The sequence below is a fragment of the Photorhabdus sp. RM323S genome (assembly GCF_042879375.1).
Lineage (GTDB): Bacteria > Pseudomonadota > Gammaproteobacteria > Enterobacterales > Enterobacteriaceae > Photorhabdus > Photorhabdus tasmaniensis.
Genome location: NZ_JBHFKZ010000040.1, coordinates 1 through 17,286 on the forward strand (window position 1 = coordinate 1; position 17,286 = coordinate 17,286).

The window sequence follows — 17,286 nt, forward strand, 5'->3', positions numbered from 1 at the left end:
GAGGGGGGTTCACCTGTCATTCTGGCGGTTTATTTTACCCAACATCAGAAAGACGCTGAATCACGCCGTGATGTGTTGGCTTCAGCAACGCGGTTGGTGATGGCACATTTAGCCTAATTTTTCCTGGAATGCTAAAAGTGTAAGTGGCAGCAACGTTGCACCCCTAATATTATGTATTTTGATAGCCTGTTTCCAGATCAATCAAATTGTATACTTTATGATTGATTGATAATTAAGCTCACCTCTGCAAATGTGTGTCATTATGGCAAACAAATTGACAATTGTGCTTTTTGTGTGCCATAATGACACTAGTACGAATTTATCAACACTACCAATAAAGGTAACATTATGGTCACTAATACAGAGCGTAAAGATACTCGCCTGGTTGCACGAACATCTACAGAAATACAAGAAATTATTCAAAGGGCAGCCGATTACTGCGGTGCAACCCTTTCACAATTCCTTATTGAGTCAGCAATGGATAAGGCCCTTAACGTAATTGAACGAACCGAAACATTGCATTTATCAATGGCTGGTGCGGATGCCTTGTTAGCTGCGCTGGATAATCCTCCAAAAGCAAGCAAGAAGCTGCTTAAAGCGGCCCAGGGTTACAAGGATGTAGTAAATGTCCATAACCATTGAAGAGATAACCCATCAACACAATCGCAAAGTGTTTGATTGCGGCATCAATGAATTAAATCAGTTCTTACAGCAGCAAGCCCGGCAGAAAACAGTAAAGCACAGAGCAAAAACTTACGTGGCCTGCCGGAGTTCAGCACTCACAACTATCATCGGTTACCATACGCTAACGGGATATTCAGTTACAGTACCGCCTGCTTGCAGAGAATATAAAAATTATCCTCATCCACTTAATGCGGTAAAACTGGCTCGACTTGCTGTGGATTGTTCGCACCAAGGACAGCGATTAGGCGAAAAGTTACTGGTTGATGCTATCTATAGAACGGTGTTGGTCGCACAACAAATATCAGCCATTGGACTATTTGTTGATCCGATGACTCCGGAAGTCATTCCGTTTTACCAACAGTATGAATTTTTATCCGCCGAACCCAGTGATCCTTCACGTCTAGAAATGTGGCTACCCATTAAAACCTGTATTGAGGTTGCCAGCACCTTGTTGTGAGTGAATGATTGGAAAATACCAAAACACGTATTTTTTCATTTTACAATTGGGTTATTTCAAAGCAAAACAGCAATTTTTCAACTTTTATAGAATACCTGTTTGTTCATAGTTTATAACTTCAAAAGCTGTGCTGTTCGCCAGCATCGTTCTTTCTAAACTATTAGTTTGATCCCATTAGAAAGAGTGAAATGAGTCCGGTTTTATCTTTTTTAGCCTCCCCCCTCAAAAATTAGCTATGATTATAAATAGCTTGCCTGATGCTGGCAGGCTGTTGATTGATATATAAGAAAATTGTTTCCCGGAGGATGTATATATGAATTTATTGGATGGTTTACAAAAAAAACTGGACGGTTACTTTAATAAAACAAGTGAAAACAACTATGTAAAAATATTTGACACTCCCAAAATATGGGGGCTTCCTTTTGGAAGGGATATAATGCCACAGGCTGTTAAAAGAGAAGCGGAATTTGAAGATGCTGTTGTAAGCATTCTGGAAAACATGCGTTACCGCTGTGATATTTCCTCCTTAAATGCCCCAGATGCAGAGTGGAGAAAAGTTATCCTGGCAGCTATTGATCGTGCATTTACAAAAAAAATAAACAGGAAGGACAGAACTCAGATAAGGTTCTTATTCGCTCAAACACCGACATCTTTGTTAAACGGTGTGAGTTCATACTTTGAAGGTACTCCTGAATATCTGGCATTGAAGAATGATATTATTAAATTAATTCAGGGAAGGGGAAATAATTGGGAGTGTATACCTGAAATATGGATTGGTAGATTTTACAGGATAACAGACGGACTTAAAGTATCATTAGAGAAGAAACTGCTGTCAGAAGATATGATTCCAGAAGCTGATACCAGAATGACATGGAATCATACAAAAATCATCGCAGTTGATGGAGTTGAATCATTTGTCGGGGGCCATAATTTAAATATGGATCTTTTTAAAAATTACCCTCCAGTGCATGATGTCTCTGTTAAAGTTATAGGGGCGGCATCATTAAGCTCACAATTATTTTTAAATAACATGTGGGAAGCTGATACAGACCTCTTAACTAAAGAATTCTTTGATATAAATACAAATAGCTGGGTTAATGCAGATGGTATTGTGGGAAAGCCGGAAGATCCATTAAAAAAAGAGCACATTGCTGAATATATAAGCAAAAAACAAGAAGAAGGTCTAAAAAATCCACCTGAGGACCCGGAATATAAGAAAGCAAGCAGGATATTATCCGTAGGTAAATATTGGTCTGGGCCTAGTATGCGAACGGATTATAAAAAAGGCTCTGAAATAATGAAAGAGTTTATAATAAAGAATGCAAAGAAAAAAATTCGCATGTCCCAACAGGATCTTGTCAGTGCATGGAAAAAACAGTGGCGAGACCATCATGTGTGCCGATGGTTGATCGAAGCATTACTTTCCAACCCTGAGCTGGAAGTTCAAATTGTTGTATCGCCACTTGATGCGGCAGCAGGTGCTTCTGGTGATCAATATTCTTTTGGTTCTGGCGCCAAAAGAACGTTTGAAATATTTAAATACTATTTGACACATGATGAGCATACCGATGAGAAACTGGAAGATCCGGATGGAATCAGGCAAGCTGCACTGAAAAGAATAGAAGTTGCCCCTTTTTTCTTTACAGACAAAGTGCCTGAAGATCTTTTGATTGAAGGTACGACATACAAATGGCCAACTGCGGAGGAAAGTTCTTATACTTCTACACTAAAAGAACCGTCTCTCTCTGAAAGACCTCCACAGGTAGGTGCTATAGGACGCCCATTCCGGTCTTTAATTAAAGGAAGTGGTCCGGTATATCCCAAAGTCCCCCCAGCTCCTGGGAATCATGCAAAAGTAACAATAATTGATGATGAACTATACGTGGTTGGTTCTGATAATCTCTATCCGGGATATCTTTCGGAGTTCAACTACCTTATTGAGGGAGAAGATGCGGTGAAAGCTTTCATAGAATCTTACTGGGAACCGTTGTGGAAATACTCAGGAACACATTCATTTAATTATAAAAATACCTGATGTAAGTAACAAATGTACTGTATATTCCCGCCAAATGTTGGTGGGAATATGGTAAGAGCTTCAAACCTCTAGCACCTGCGTTATTCTTTCGTTGGTTTCCAGGAGTACCGCGAACGGAGCTGAAACTGAATCAGTCGTTTGATTATGTTCAGGATTGCCAATCCAGATTTTTATCCTCTGCTGTCTTGCTTTGAACGACTGCTAAGTCGGTTTCGTGTCGTCGACATGGAATTTGTGAAGACAGTCATTACATGTATATATATACATGTAATCAACATTACGTTAAAATGATAAGTGCAATACAGTAACAAACTGTTACATGTTGAGTTATATAACAGTTTGTTTTTACTTTCTTATATTGAATCAAGCTTACATGAGAATGACATGATGACAGTATCTCCCAAACCCAACCTACAGCTTGTCTACGTATCTGATATCGAACGTTCGACAGCCTTCTACGAAACAATTTTCAATGCTAAACCGGTGTTTTCTAGTCCCCGCTATGTGGCATTTGCTGCCGATGGTGAAGCACTGTTTGCTATTTGGTCTGGTGGAACCAAGCCAGATGTCGCGGTTCCGCGGTTCTCTGAGATCGGTATTATGTTGCCATCTCACGAAGATGTAGATCGCCTCTTTGAGGAATGGCGGAAAAATCCCGACATCAAAATCGTGCAGGAACCTTACACTGAAGTCTTTGGCCGTACTTTCCTCGTTGAAGATCCTGACGGTCATATTATTCGGGTATGCCCCCTAGATTAGCAAAAATCGCCGTAAACCCTCGTCTTGTCCGGCAGGGCGAGGAGCTGCCATATGTACCTAAAATTGACATTTCACTTGATTGGATTAATGTTAATCACTATGACTCAATATTAATCGTAATCAATCACAGTGCAAGGCGCTCTCCGATCTAACTCGCTTATGGTAACAATGGATTATTTTTCAGAATTGAAAATAATATTTATTCATATCATTTTCATTCCCTATTTTCCACTCTGTTATTTCCATTTAATTAAACACTTTAAAATCTAACAAATTGATAATCAATATAACCATTTCAGGTTAATTATGATAAAAATCATAATTAACCCTTTAATTAAATCTATATTCTATTTTTTCTGACTAATCAGAATTCCACTGCTATAAATAACAGATTAAAAAATAGGACAAGTATGAAAATACACTTTACTTACAATGCATGATTTTTAATTTAATCTTTAAATACAAATAGTTGAATTAATTTAAGAGATTTTCGATATTATATTTAATCCCATAAGTATTGCATTAAATTAATATACATGAGAACTTATTTACCAGCCGACACACGGTGGAGTTTAAATATCATTAAATGTGTAACAGCAGATTAGATTGCTATAAATAGACGTTAATTGATCTCTTCGTCTATCTCATCTTGTTCGGTTATTCAATCAGGTTTGGTGCGGTTTAACGTAAGTTTGCACTTCCTGTCATATATAAAGGTATAAAGGTGCCATGAATACTCAACGTAAGCTTGATAAAGTGAGACCGCCCCGAGTTCAGATTACTTATGATGTTGAATTAGGTGGTGCGGTCGAGAAAAAAGAATTGCCTTTGGTCATTGGTGTCATTGGTCAATTTGCTGAACAATCAATTCCTATGCGTGAACGCCGTTTCATGCATATTGATAAGGATAATTTTAATGCGGTAATGGAAGGTATGACACCTTCATTGGAATTACAGGTTGAAAGTGCACTGCCTGGTCAAAGTGGATTTATTAATGTCGATTTGCAATTTAAATCAATGGCGGACTTTACCCCTGAGAATTTGGCGAAGCAGATTGAACCGTTGCGTAATTTGCTGGAGGTTCGCAGCAAATTAAGCGATCTGAAAGGCCGCACATTGAGCAATGAAAAATTGCGTGACCGTCTGGCGGATATTCTTGCTGAACATGCGGACAAATTACCGCAAGTAAATAATGAAGAGACAGAAACGCCAGCCACAGAAAATACGGCGGATGATGTCACTCCGGAAAATAACAATGCACAATGAGGAAAACATGGAACAGAGCGTTGTTGAACAGCAAGAATTGAAAACGCCGGAAACAAGTGGTGATTTTCTTGATCAGATTATTGATAACACCCAAGCTATTCGCCGGGAAGCCGATCGTGATCGGGTCAAAAGCCAACTCGACCAGTTTCTGACCGAAGTAACGTCAGGTTCGCTGGTGGTTTCTGGTGATTTAGTAAACAGTATTGAAGAGCGTATTGCCGCGATTGACGCGCTGATGTCCGCTCAACTGAGCCTGGTGTTGCATCACCCGGAATTCCAGCGTCTGGAATCGTCTTGGGTAGGGCTTAAAGGATTACTCGACCAGAGTGAAACTGATAATACCCAGATCCGCATGTTGAACGCGACAAAAACCGATTTGATTAAGGACTTTAAATCGGCGTCTGATTTCGATCAGTCAATGTTGTTTAAGAATGTTTACGAGTATGAGTACGGCACCTTTGGTGGTGAACCTTACTCAGCATTTGTCGGTGATTTTGACTTTGATAACAGCCCGGAAGATCTTTACTTACTGGAGCAGATTTCCCATGTGGCCGCAGCAGCCCATGCACCATTTATCAGTTCAGCCAACGCAGGCATGTTGGGGCTGAATGATTTTGGTGAACTGCCACGTCCACGTGATTTGTCCAAACTGTTTGAAACATCCGATTATCTGCGCTGGAAACGTTTCCGGGAATCTGATGATTCCCGCTATGTCGGCTTGACTTTGCCGCGAGTGATTGGCCGTTTACCTTACGGGGCAAAAACCATCCCGGTTGAACAGTTCTGTTTCGAAGAGCGGGTAAAAGAAGGGGACAGCAGCAGTTATCTGTGGATTAACGCTGCTTATGCATTGGCAGGCCGCATGGTGGCTGCATTTGAACAATATGGCTGGTGCGCGGCGATTCGCGGTGTGGAAGGCGGAGGATTGGTAGAGGCATTGCCGACCCATCATTACGCCTCTGTGTCTGGTGAAAAGATGCTGCAATGCCCGACTGAGGTGGCCATTTCTGATCGCCGTGAAAGAGAATTAGCGGAATTAGGGTTCATTCCTCTGGTTTATTATAAAGGTACTGACTATGCCGCCTTTTTCTCGGTGCAGTCGCCTAACAAACCGCGGAAATATAATTCCGACCTGGCAAATGCCAACGCAAAATTATCGACACAATTGCAATACATTATGACGACTTCTCGTTTCGCCCATTATTTGAAAATGATCGTGCGTGACAAGGTGGGTAGTTTTATGTCCCGCGGAGAATGTCAGTCTTATCTGCAAAGTTGGATCAACCAATATATTGTTGGCTCTGATACTGTCGGCGCAGAAATTAAAGCCAGTCATCCATTGCGTGAGGCAAGGGTTGATGTTGTTGAAGTTCCAGGAGCACCTGGAACATATCGAGCGGTAGCTTATTTAAGGCCGCATTTCCAATTGGAAGGATTAAGTATGTCTTTACGGCTGGTTGCTGATTTACCGCCGTCATCGGCGGCTTGATTATTCTATTTATTAAGATTTGTCCTATTTGTTTTTATTTATTACAACTAACTGGAGTAGTTAATTATGAGTTCTTCAATTTTTTTACAAATCGACGGTATTAAAGGTGAAAGTACCGACAGCAAGCATAAAGACTGGATTGAGCTGGAGCATGTCAACTTTGGTGCGTTCAACCACGCACGTATTGCAGACAGTGGTAAACGTAAGATTACCGTTGGTGCAGCGGGTTTCCGTACCATTGACTGTGTGAAGGTGATGGACATCAGTTCTATCAAATTGCTGTCCGCAGTAGCGCAGGGTACGGCGATTAAGAAAGTGAAACTGGAAATCTGTACGATTTTCAAAGGGGAAATGCATCCTTACGCGGAAGTGGAAATGGACGAATGTATTATTTCCGACGTCCATGAAACCTGTTCACGCGGTGGTGAATTTCCACAAGAGCAGTTTTCTATCACCTATTCCAAAATTAAATGGACATTCACCCCACTCAGCCCAGATGGAACCAAAGGCAACAAAGCAGGTCCAGAAGGTTGGGATCTTATCGAGAACAAGAAACAGTAATTTTTACTGTTTACTGCCGGCCTTTGGCCGGCGGTTTCTACCCGGAAAGATATTATGATTCAGCCCTCATTTCTCCATTGTCTGAAAGACGATTACCCACAAGATGAAAAACGTGGTGTAACGCTGAACTGGTCACGTCAGGAAGTCGTACAAAGCCTGATTTTCGATTTGAGTATGCTATTTTCATCAAGACCGATCTCTGCAAATTCACCATTATTTGGGGAGTTGCCGAAATCAGTTTTAAACTATGGTGTTTCCGATGTCATTAATGTGGATATTTCCGATGATGAACGTATTGATGCACTGAGCAATAATATTTACCAGGCTATTTCCTGGTTCGAACCACGCTTGAAAAATGTCGTTATTACATTACAGAAAAATACGCCGGAGAATATTACTTTCTGGGTGAATGGAGACTTTTTCAATGAACAGGTGGTATTTTCTATTTCATGGAGCAGTACCGCATATACCTATTCAATTTCATGGGATAAATAATAATAAACAATATGATGCTATTACCACAGAAAATACTGACTTATTACAACCGGGAATTAAATTATTTAAGACAATATGGCGCTGCGTTTTCTCAGCGTTTTCCTAAAATAGCCAAACGTCTTGGATTCGCGGAGGGCGTTTCGGAAGATCCGCATGTCGAACGTCTGGTGGAATCTTTTGCTTTTCTAACGGCAAAAATCCATCAACGTATTGATGAAGATATGCCGGAGCTAAGTAACGCAATGTTGGAAGTGCTAGCGCCGCAATTTTTACGTCAGGTACCGTCGGTATCGCTGGTGCAATTTCAACAGGATCCGCAGACATCCGGCGTTACCGGGATGATGTCGGTAGCACGGCATACATCATTGATTTCTCAGCCGGTAGGTGATGTGGCATGCCGTTTCCGTACAGTATATCCACTGGAAATGTTGCCGTTAGATTTAACGCACGCGGAGCTGACGCCGGACCCTTACGACCGGGATTTTATCTTAACGTTGAATTTTACGTTGTGGCCAGGCGCCAGTTTTCAGGCTCGCCATATCCGTTTGTACTTACATGGCGCACCAGTGCTGACTCACAGCTTATATGAATTGTTGTCGGCACAAGTTAAGCAACTGGAATACCGGTTGGGTGAGCGCACATTCGGCATGAATAGTCGGGATATTCAAGTGGTGGGTTTTGATCCACAAGACAACTTGTGTGCCGATGATTTATTGATAAATCCAGCTCACCACCTGTTCCGCGATTATTTCAGTTTTCCGGAAAGATTTTTGTTTCTGGATATTCCGCTGCCTGATGCCGGTTTGATCACCAGTTCATCAGGCGAATTGCAATATCGTTTCCGGCTTAAGGATTGCATCGCGTTGCGTCGTATTGAACGCATGAGTGATAAAGTCAGCAATGAAACCTTCCGGCTGAATTGCGTACCCATCGTCAATCTGTTTCCTCATCAGGCGGAGCCGATTATTCCGCTGGAGACCGAGCATGAATACCTGGTTCAGCCGGATGCACGTCGTCCACAAAGCATGGAAGTTTATACCATCAATCAAGTTGAGGTTATCAGCCGTCAGCAGGAGCAATTGAGTTCCAGACCGATACCGTCGTTATTTGGCATTGAACATACACAATATGACGAGCAGATTCCGTTGTTCTGGCAGGCGTCACCGCGCCCCTCACTAAGACATGACGACACAGGGATGAATATGTTCATCGGTTTTTCTGATAGTCGCGGCGAACATCTGAAACCAGAAACCGATGTGGTGATACTGAGTCTGACCTGTACCAACCGCGATGTACCACAGCAGTTGAGCAACGGTCATCCTGACGGTGATTTCGAATCGGAAAGTGCCTTGCCAGGTGTGAAAATTCTGGGATTGATCCGCCCCCGATTGCCGGTACGCCCACAACCCAGTTGTGCGTTGAACTGGCGGCTGGTGTCGCAACTTAATTTGAACCAAATGTTACTGAGTGGTCCACAGGGAGTTCAGTGCTTAAAAGAGACGCTGGAACTCTACAACCTGCTCAGTGATCCGGCCATATCGAGGTTGATTGCACAGTTGCAGCAGATTGCTATTGCGCCGGTAAGTGCACGCTTAAACCCCGCAGACCCTTATTCTCTGGCGAGGGGGCTGGAGGTAACACTGACCTTTCAGGCACAAGCGGGCGAATTTGTCGATTTTTATCTGTTTTGCAGTCTGTTGGAACGTTTTATCGCTATGTATGCACCAATTAACAGCTTCACGCAAACCGTCACACAGTTAGAGACGGTTAATAATAGTACGCGTCGCTGGCCACGTCGCAGCGGGAAACTGACATGGCTTTAGTAAGCAATAATGTAGAAAACAAAGTGCGTTTGGTGGGCGGTCGTTTTTATCAAAATGTACGTCGGTTGCTCAAACGTCATCGTCAAAATGAAGAAACAGTGATCGTCCCTGATGATGTGGTGCAATTCAGCTCTGTACCAACACTGGAGGCACCGGAAAGGGAAGTAGAATCCCTGATGCCTCCTCAAGAGGGGCATGAACAGTATCGCATGGCGGTACATCACTTTGGCCTGTTAGGGACTTTTGGTGCATTACCGTTGCGCTATACCGAATGGCTGATCGACAGGCGTTATCGCTATGGTGATGAATCAGCTCAGGCATTTATTGATATTTTTACCCATCGGCTGCTGAGTTTGCGTTTTCAGACATGGCAGAAATACCGGTTATACGTCAACGCAGAACTGCAAGGCGCTCAGGCACTGCCGGCAGTCATTGCAGCGGCAGCCGGACAATTGACCGAGAGCAAAACCCAACGCACTCATCCTGCTTGTGTTGGATTACTGGCGACACCGGTTCGCACAATGGTGAACTTACAGCATCTGTTGCAGCGGGAATTTAACATGCCGGTCAGCATTAATCCCTTTAAAGGGCGCTGGCAATATGCCGAACCGGCACATTGTTGTTGCCTGGGCCGCAGTCTGTTGGGTGATAACCCGATGTTGGGTCATGCTTATTGGGATATTCAATCTGGGTTTCATATTCAGTTGGGGCCATTTTCCGCCTGGCAGCACGCCGCTTTTATGCCGGGAAATGAAAAACATCGCAGATTGACGCAGTGGGTATGGCAATTTGCCGGGCCGCTGCTCTCCTTTTCACTGGAATTACTGGTGCAGCATAGTGGGCAGGGCAATATGTTAAATGGCAGCCGCCGATTGGGGTGGGATGGTTGTTTAGGGGATACCGGGGATAGCAATATTCAGCGTGTTTATTTGGCTGAATGTGCGAGTCCTTACGCGGTTTGAATAAAAAATGCAGGTAAAAATATGCTGTTAGGGCAAAAAAATCGTTTTTTACAGGTTATCGGTAGCCTGTCGGATATTGTGGCGCTGAGTAAAATCGAAGGTGAAGAACACCTGTCTCAGCCTTATTCATTTTCTGTTCAGCTCTATTCCAGCGCAGACTGGGACAAGTTGGAGCCTTATATCGGTAAATCACTGGCATTTCGTATTGGTGAAGCGCCAAATTACCGTATTGTGCATGGCATATTGACTGAATTACAGCAACACGGTTTTACCGACGGCCAGTTTTGTTATCAGGCACGCATTGAACCGTGGCTGAAAATGCTGACGTTAACCCGCAATCTGCGCGTTTATCAGCGCATCAGTGTGCCGGATATGGTATGCGATATTTTCCGTAAACGTGGGTTTAACGACGTTGAACTGGCGTTAAAAAGCCGTTATCCGAAGCTTGAATATTGTATGCAATACAAGGAATCGGATTTTGACTTTGTGACGCGCCAGCTGGAACAGGCGGGTATTTTCTATTTCTTCCGTCATGAAGAGGGGCGTCATGTACTGGTGTTGGCTGATCACCCTTCGACATTTACTAATGCGCCTTTAGCCGTATTGCCGTATCAATCGAAGATCGGCGATCAGCAAGGATATGGGCTACGCGCCTGGCATATTCATCGCATGATTATCCCAGGTTCAGCGGAAATGAATGGTTATAACGTTAAAAACGCCGCAGCAGTCAGCGCCAGTGCCAAAGCGAACAGCGGCTATTCCGTCAATCCCAAGCTTTCTATCTATGACGACCGACGTCAGGAGGAGCGTAATCAACTGGAGGCACAGGCGGCGTTGTGCATGGAACAGTGGGAATCACAGTCACACTACGCACGTGCCGTTAACAGTTATCCTGGTTTACAGGTTGGGCATCAATTTACGCTGAAAGGACATGCCAGTGCCGATGGTCGATATGCGGTGGGCCACCAGCAATTAAAAGCGGAAAGTAACCTGGAAGAAGGCGGATTACTGTTTTCGTCGCAAGTCGCTTTATTTCCGGCGAATAAAGTATTTCGCCCACGTCCTTCTGTCATCCGGCCCTATATTTCCGGAGTGTTGTCTGCGCTGGTTGTCGGTCCATCGTCAGAAGAGATCCATACCGATGCTCAAGGGCGTATCAAAATCCAGTTTCACTGGGATAAAGAACACAAAAAAGATGATGACAGTTCTTGCTGGGTGCGAGTGAACCAATTCTGGAATGGCGCAAAATTTGGGGCGCAATTTGTACCACGTGTGGGTAGTGAAGTACTAGTAAGTTTTGTTGACGGCGACCCGGATAGTCCGTTGGTAACCGGAACAGTTTATAACGGTGTGAAGATGCCCCCGTTTGGGCTGCCAGGGCAGAAAACGCAAAGCGGCATTGCCACGCGCAGTAGCGCAAAAGGTACGGTGGAGCAAGGGCATCAGCTCTGTTTCGAAGATAAAAAAGGTGAAGAATTTATTTTGCTTCATTCACAAAAAGATATGCGTCTGAAAGTAAAGAATGATTTTTCGGCGCAGATCGATCGCAACGCGCAATGGGAAATCGAAGAAAAACGCGATACCCAAATTAAAAAGGGCAATGACACGTTAATTCTGAGTGAAGGTAGTGCGTTAACCGAGGTAAAAAAAGGCGACAAGAAGCAAACGTTAGATCGCGGCAATTTCACCACGACCGTTAGCGCAGGTAATTACACACTGGAAGTATCCAGAGGTACCGCTAAAATTAATGTTGGTCAGAAATGCACGATTACCGCAAGTCAGGGGATTGAGCTGAAAGTCGGCGCCAGCAAATTATCGATTACCCCAGCAGGAATTACCATCAAAGCACCGTCTGTCACAGTAGAAGGTTCAGGAAAATTGGCGTTAAAGAGCAGCGGCATAGCGGAACTCACCGGGACCACAGTAAAAGTAGCAGGCAGCGCCATGGCACAATTAAAAGGCGGCATTGTTCAGGTGGATGCTACCGGCATTGCTATGGTGAAAGGGATTTTGACCAAGATCGGTTAATGCAGGATCAACGGATAATAAGAGTTTAGAACAATGGTTAAATTACGATACTGCCAACTTTCTCCACAGGCGGAATTGGTATTACAACAACATGCAGTACATGAACAGAATTTATCGGCGCTCAATAAGGAAATGTTGTGGCAAGACGCAGTGTTCTACACCATTTTCATGTTGCCGTATGCTCAGGCTTTAGAATTGGCATTGACATTTATCTCCTGCGTTTACGAACGAGACCTGATGCAAGAACAGCGTTTGTTACTGCAACAAGTACGGTGCTGGCGCGCTAATGGCGGTGATCCGCTGCGTCATGAGTTATTCGAACAGGCGCAGATTGTGGGGTTTGATAACCCGATTTCCTGTCTGGCGCTTTCAGTTTTCTGGAATGAAGGCAGCATGACAACACCCGATCTGGAAGCGGTCTATCCGCAACCGTGGCAGTCACTTGCAGTATTGGCAGATACGTTGTGTCTGATCCTGCATGTCTATGGCGAACAACCGGAACAGCAAGCGCTGTACATTGAACAATTTTTTCAACTGGCACACAGCCAACTGAAGCAATTGCCACCGTCACAGGATCAGGGACGCAAAAACTATCTGTACCACGAAGCCACGTTATAAGGAGAACAATGATGCCAATGCCAGCAGCCCGTGTGGGTGATATGCATATTTGTCCAATGATGTCGCCGGCGGTACCACCAATACCCCATGTGGGCGGACCAATTATGCCGCCAGGCGTACCAACGGTACTGATTGGTGGTTTGCCGGCAGCAACAATGGGATCCCTGTTGGTGTGTGTCGGACCGCCGGATACGGTGGTGATGGGCAGCCCGACAGTGTTGATTGGTGGGAGACCCGCGGCCAGACTTGGTGATCTGTGCGCGCATGGCGGCACAATTACCACAGGTTACCCGCTGGTGATTATTGCCTGAAATGGAAATCACTGTGAATTTAGCACAAACAGATATCGCCCGTTTTTTACATCCTATTTCTGCTGATGAACCGGCAGGATGTGATATCGAATACGAACCTATTTTTGAACAAATAAATGCGGCACGCGAAACCGATGAAGAGTTTCTCCAGGACGATACATGGGGATGTGAAACCCGTCAGGCTGATTGGATACAGGTTTCAGCGTTATGTCAGGAAGTACTGGAAAAACACAGTAAAGACTTACAGATAGCGTGTTGGTTAACCCAGGCACAAGGGGAGCTGTATGGTTTGGAAGGTATCGCCGGAGGTATCACGTTACTGACCCGCTTGCTGGAAACTTTTTGGCCGGTGCTTTATCCGCCTCTGGATGATGATGAAGAAAACAGTGCGGATGCCCGTCTCGGCCGCCTGAGTTGGCTGGATAAACAACTGGTGAAACAGTTGGACAATCTGACACTGACTGATGATGACAAATTGAGCCTGAATGTCTGGCAACGGGTGCAATATTTTGAACAACGTATCGCGGTTAATAGTGAATTACGTGCTCCTCTGATCAGTGATGGCTATTTTGGTATCGCTGAATGTGACGACAGTATTCGCACCATACCAGCCGGGCGGTTTAACCGGTTACTGGAACAGGCCGAACAGGTCCGCAACGCACTGGAAGCATTGCAGCAAATCATGCTGGGTTTGTTGCCAACATCCGGCAACAGTATGAGCGCCAGTACGCAGCATCTGCAAAGTTTAGTGGCATTAATCGAACGTTTTCGTGAAATTGTTGCTCCGGGATCAGCCCAGAAACACAGCAGTGAAGAAACCGTGCCAGGAGGAAAAGAGTCAAACGGCATTAACACGACTTTTTTGGCGGAAGGTCGGACACATCATGAAATGCGCGCTATTGCCATTGAGCAAATGATCAACATCGCCAATTATTTTCGACAGAATGAACCTACCAGCCCAGTGCCATATTTAATGGAGCGAGCAGCACGTTGGGCGAATATGGGAATGGCCGAATGGCTGGAGGAAATGATGGAAGATAATACCTCCGCGCTACAAGAAATTATGCGCGTGATAAAAGGGCCGGATAAAAACAGAGGACAAGATGAATAATATAAATTTTTATAATGTCATTAAACGCAGCTTTTTAATATTAACAGTAATTTTTCTAATAAGTGGTTGCAGTGATTCCATTTCCAATAATGAAAAACGCTTGCAGGCGATTGAACAGGCCAAACCGGTTTATGCCAGTAATGCTATTCGTTTAAAAATGACTGCCGATGCGCAACTGAATGTTTTTAATAATATGCCGAATAGTTGCACGATATTAATTGCTCAGGCGGAAAAACGCGAACAACTAGACAAATTACTGGCTAATCCGGTGTTGTTACGTAATTTATTTGCCGGCACCGGTGCGACAGAACAGATATTACAGCTTGATAATTATGTGATGATGCCGGGGCAATCTGTCTCTTTACATATTGATAGAGCAGAACAGACACGTTATATCGCACTGATTGCCGGTTATTACCCTGCACCAACAAATCGTACTCATGTACGTGTGTTATCACTACCATTGCGTCTTGAGCCGCACGGTTGGTGGAATAAATCTTGGAATGCTGAATTTATTCCGATGAATGTTGAGCTGATGTTGGGGCGTTATGCCATTACCCACAGTGATTTCTCCGCAGGCAACGCTGGGGATGAGGTGATTTTCCCCGGACAGACAGCCGGATCCGGCAATGACAGAAACCCATTGAGGAAGTAACGTCATGTTTGAATATAAACCGATGTATTGGTATTCAGGATTGTATTTACAGCCGCAGCACTTTCAGGCGCATGAGCTGCAACATGAATACTGGCAAGGACGTTATCAGTTACTGACTCAACCTTATGCGTTTGGTGTGGTGAAGTTAGCGTTCAATCTGGCTGCGCTAAGTGATGAAGTGCTCAGTGTCCATAATGCCTCGTTCATTTTTCCCGACGGTTGTTATGTGGATTGTGGTGTCAATGGGGTACTCAGTGCCCGATCATTACGTGATTGCTGGCTGGTACGCGAAAAACCGCAGCGCATTTATGTCGGCTTGCGTATGTTCAGCCACAATCAGAGTAACGTCACCGGCATCACGGATAGCGGAAGTGTCGGTAATATTACCAGCCGTTGGGTAACATGGCCGCAAGAACAGCATATGCGGGATGCTTTTGGTGAGGGGCCGGAAGCAGAAGTACAACAACTTACCTATAACTTACGTTTTTTCCTGCACGATGAGATTGCACAAGCAACGGGTTATACCCTGTTGCCAGTGGGTCAACTGCACTGTACCGGTGACGGCATTGAGTTGGATAACCGCTATCTGCCACCATGTTTGACGCTATACGCTGCGCCACAACTGGGGCAACGCATTGAACAACTGTGCCAAGAGCTGACCGGACGTGTCCATCAACTGGAAGAATTGAAACGTCCACAAACGTTGGAAGGGGAAGTTTATACCCAGGAAAAAAGCACACTATTGCTGACATTACGTACTCTGGCGCGTTATGTCGTGCAGTTGCATCATTTTCAGGAAGCTCGGGATGTGCATCCCTTACAGATTTTTGGGCTATTGCGTCAATTGATCAGCGAGCTTTCCTGTTTTACCGACCGTTGCTCTTTTTTAGGGGAATGGAACGGGCAGGAAGAAATGCTGGAAAAATATCAGCATCTGAATCTGGCCCTGACTCTCGATAGTTGTGAACGGACAGTTACCGATTTACTCAATGCGTTGGTGCTGGAGCCAAATACGGTTATTCCTCTGCAACAGGAAAGCCGCGGTTATTATCATGCCATGTTTAATGTTGCGGGAGCCAGTGAACAGCAGCGAGCTTATCTGGTGCTGCGTTCTGACAGCTTTACCCATAGCGAACGTGACATTCCTGACGATCGTTTGATTAAGCTGGCTGCGGCAGAACAGATCGACGGCATTATTAATCGTGCTTTGCCTGGTGTACGTTTGTATTACCAGGAAATTGCGCCGCATGGTTTACCTAACCGGACAAATACATGTTATTTCCGGGTAGAAAATCGTGGTGCTCTGTGGCGACAGATAGAAGAGAGTGAGCGTGTGGCGGTGCACTGGGCTGATGCGCCAGACGATTTACAAATAGAGATCGTTATAGTGAGAGCATCATGATGCGTTTGTTAGATTGTTACATTCCGGTATTCACTGGTGTGCTGCGCATGATCCAACAGCAGGTGAATCAAGCCGAAGAGTTGCGGCAAACACTGTTAGCCGCGCTGACGCAGGCACAAAATAAAGCGCGTCAGCAAGGTTATGGATTGCAGGATATCGAAGAGGCAAACTTCGCCGTGGTGGTTTGGGCAGATGAAGCCATTCTGTGCGCAGGTCAAAAAGAATTGAGTGTTTGGCGACAATCATCATTGCAGGCAGAGCTTTATGATGCCGAGCTTGGTGGAAACACGTTTTTTGATCGTCTTGCCGCGTTGGTGCCGGATAATTACCAGGTTCGGCTAGTCTATATTTTTTGTTTGCTTTCTGGGTTTTATGGTCGTTATGGCAAACGTGACAATCTGGAATTGCATAATATTATTCATCAGGAATTAGAGAATCTTCCTGATACTTTGCGTCGTTATATTTCCTTAGAAAATCATCGGCTAATGAATACATGCGATAATCTTCTGAAAAATAGACGATCCAATAATAAATGGAGAGTTAAATTAATATTATTAATGTTATCTCTTATATTAATTTATATTTTCATCAACGTCTATTTATTGAATATTGGCCGATAAATTCGGAAAT

17 protein-coding genes and 1 pseudogene are annotated in these 17,286 nt (G+C 44.3%); all 18 read left to right on the forward strand.

Annotation, left to right across the window (positions count from 1 at the left end; translation table 11 throughout):
• Positions 1 to 117: pseudogene (locus tag ACGF7G_RS15535) on the forward strand (class A beta-lactamase); the annotation flags it as partial.
• Between the two features lie 231 nt (positions 118 to 348).
• On the forward strand, positions 349 to 642 hold the full coding sequence (locus ACGF7G_RS15540) for a DUF1778 domain-containing protein (protein ID WP_133813015.1): 294 nt from the start codon (positions 349 to 351) through the stop codon (positions 640 to 642).
• Entirely contained in the window at positions 626 to 1,141 is a 516-nt protein-coding gene (locus tag ACGF7G_RS15545; protein ID WP_133813016.1) for an N-acetyltransferase, read from the forward strand. The genes ACGF7G_RS15540 and ACGF7G_RS15545 overlap by 17 nt, the downstream gene beginning before the upstream one ends.
• A 313-nt stretch (positions 1,142 to 1,454) precedes the next feature.
• Positions 1,455 to 3,176, forward strand: coding sequence for a phospholipase (locus ACGF7G_RS15550; protein WP_387466660.1), 1,722 nt, complete (start codon positions 1,455 to 1,457; stop codon positions 3,174 to 3,176).
• A gap of 387 nt (positions 3,177 to 3,563) precedes the next feature.
• The gene (locus ACGF7G_RS15555; RefSeq protein WP_207627138.1) at positions 3,564 to 3,935 is read left to right on the forward strand and encodes a VOC family protein; all 372 of its coding nucleotides are present in this window, start codon (positions 3,564 to 3,566) and stop codon (positions 3,933 to 3,935) included.
• Positions 3,936 to 4,664: 729 nt separating this feature from the next.
• Positions 4,665 to 5,201, forward strand: a complete 537-nt coding sequence (gene tssB, locus ACGF7G_RS15560; RefSeq protein ID WP_387466661.1) for a type VI secretion system contractile sheath small subunit — start codon at positions 4,665 to 4,667, stop codon at positions 5,199 to 5,201.
• Between the two features lie 7 nt (positions 5,202 to 5,208).
• The gene (gene tssC / locus ACGF7G_RS15565; RefSeq protein WP_133813025.1) at positions 5,209 to 6,690 is read left to right on the forward strand and encodes a type VI secretion system contractile sheath large subunit; all 1,482 of its coding nucleotides are present in this window, start codon (positions 5,209 to 5,211) and stop codon (positions 6,688 to 6,690) included.
• A gap of 66 nt (positions 6,691 to 6,756) precedes the next feature.
• Positions 6,757 to 7,251, forward strand: a complete 495-nt coding sequence (locus tag ACGF7G_RS15570; RefSeq protein WP_036847187.1) for a type VI secretion system tube protein Hcp — start codon at positions 6,757 to 6,759, stop codon at positions 7,249 to 7,251.
• Between the two features lie 54 nt (positions 7,252 to 7,305).
• The gene (gene tssE / locus ACGF7G_RS15575) at positions 7,306 to 7,746 is read left to right on the forward strand and encodes a type VI secretion system baseplate subunit TssE (protein ID WP_387466663.1); all 441 of its coding nucleotides are present in this window, start codon (positions 7,306 to 7,308) and stop codon (positions 7,744 to 7,746) included.
• A gap of 11 nt (positions 7,747 to 7,757) precedes the next feature.
• A complete protein-coding gene (tssF, locus tag ACGF7G_RS15580; protein ID WP_387466665.1) occupies positions 7,758 to 9,569 on the forward strand; it encodes a type VI secretion system baseplate subunit TssF in 1,812 nt (603 codons plus the stop codon).
• Complete coding sequence (gene tssG / locus ACGF7G_RS15585) at positions 9,560 to 10,531, forward strand: type VI secretion system baseplate subunit TssG (RefSeq protein WP_387466667.1); 972 nt, start codon at positions 9,560 to 9,562, stop codon at positions 10,529 to 10,531. Before tssF ends, tssG begins: the two co-directional genes overlap by 10 nt.
• Positions 10,532 to 10,552: 21 nt before the next feature.
• Positions 10,553 to 12,559, forward strand: a complete 2,007-nt coding sequence (locus ACGF7G_RS15590) for a type VI secretion system Vgr family protein (protein WP_387466669.1) — start codon at positions 10,553 to 10,555, stop codon at positions 12,557 to 12,559.
• Positions 12,560 to 12,592: 33 nt separating this feature from the next.
• A complete protein-coding gene (locus ACGF7G_RS15595) occupies positions 12,593 to 13,177 on the forward strand; it encodes a DUF6931 family protein (protein ID WP_387466671.1) in 585 nt (194 codons plus the stop codon).
• Positions 13,178 to 13,188: 11 nt separating this feature from the next.
• On the forward strand, positions 13,189 to 13,488 hold the full coding sequence (locus ACGF7G_RS15600) for a PAAR domain-containing protein (RefSeq protein WP_021323682.1): 300 nt from the start codon (positions 13,189 to 13,191) through the stop codon (positions 13,486 to 13,488).
• A gap of 13 nt (positions 13,489 to 13,501) precedes the next feature.
• Positions 13,502 to 14,599: a type VI secretion system protein TssA gene (tssA, locus tag ACGF7G_RS15605; protein WP_387466673.1), complete on the forward strand. Its 1,098-nt coding sequence runs from the start codon at positions 13,502 to 13,504 to the stop codon at positions 14,597 to 14,599.
• Positions 14,592 to 15,254: a type VI secretion lipoprotein TssJ gene (locus ACGF7G_RS15610; RefSeq protein ID WP_387466675.1), complete on the forward strand. Its 663-nt coding sequence runs from the start codon at positions 14,592 to 14,594 to the stop codon at positions 15,252 to 15,254. The genes tssA and ACGF7G_RS15610 overlap by 8 nt, the downstream gene beginning before the upstream one ends.
• A 4-nt stretch (positions 15,255 to 15,258) precedes the next feature.
• Positions 15,259 to 16,656 carry a type VI secretion system baseplate subunit TssK gene (gene tssK / locus ACGF7G_RS15615; RefSeq protein WP_387466677.1) on the forward strand — a complete coding sequence of 466 codons (1,398 nt, stop codon included), beginning with the start codon at positions 15,259 to 15,261 and terminating at the stop codon, positions 16,654 to 16,656.
• Positions 16,653 to 17,276 carry a DotU/TssL family secretion system protein gene (locus ACGF7G_RS15620; RefSeq protein WP_387466679.1) on the forward strand — a complete coding sequence of 208 codons (624 nt, stop codon included), beginning with the start codon at positions 16,653 to 16,655 and terminating at the stop codon, positions 17,274 to 17,276. The genes tssK and ACGF7G_RS15620 overlap by 4 nt, the downstream gene beginning before the upstream one ends.
• Positions 17,277 to 17,286: the final 10 nt, after the last annotated feature.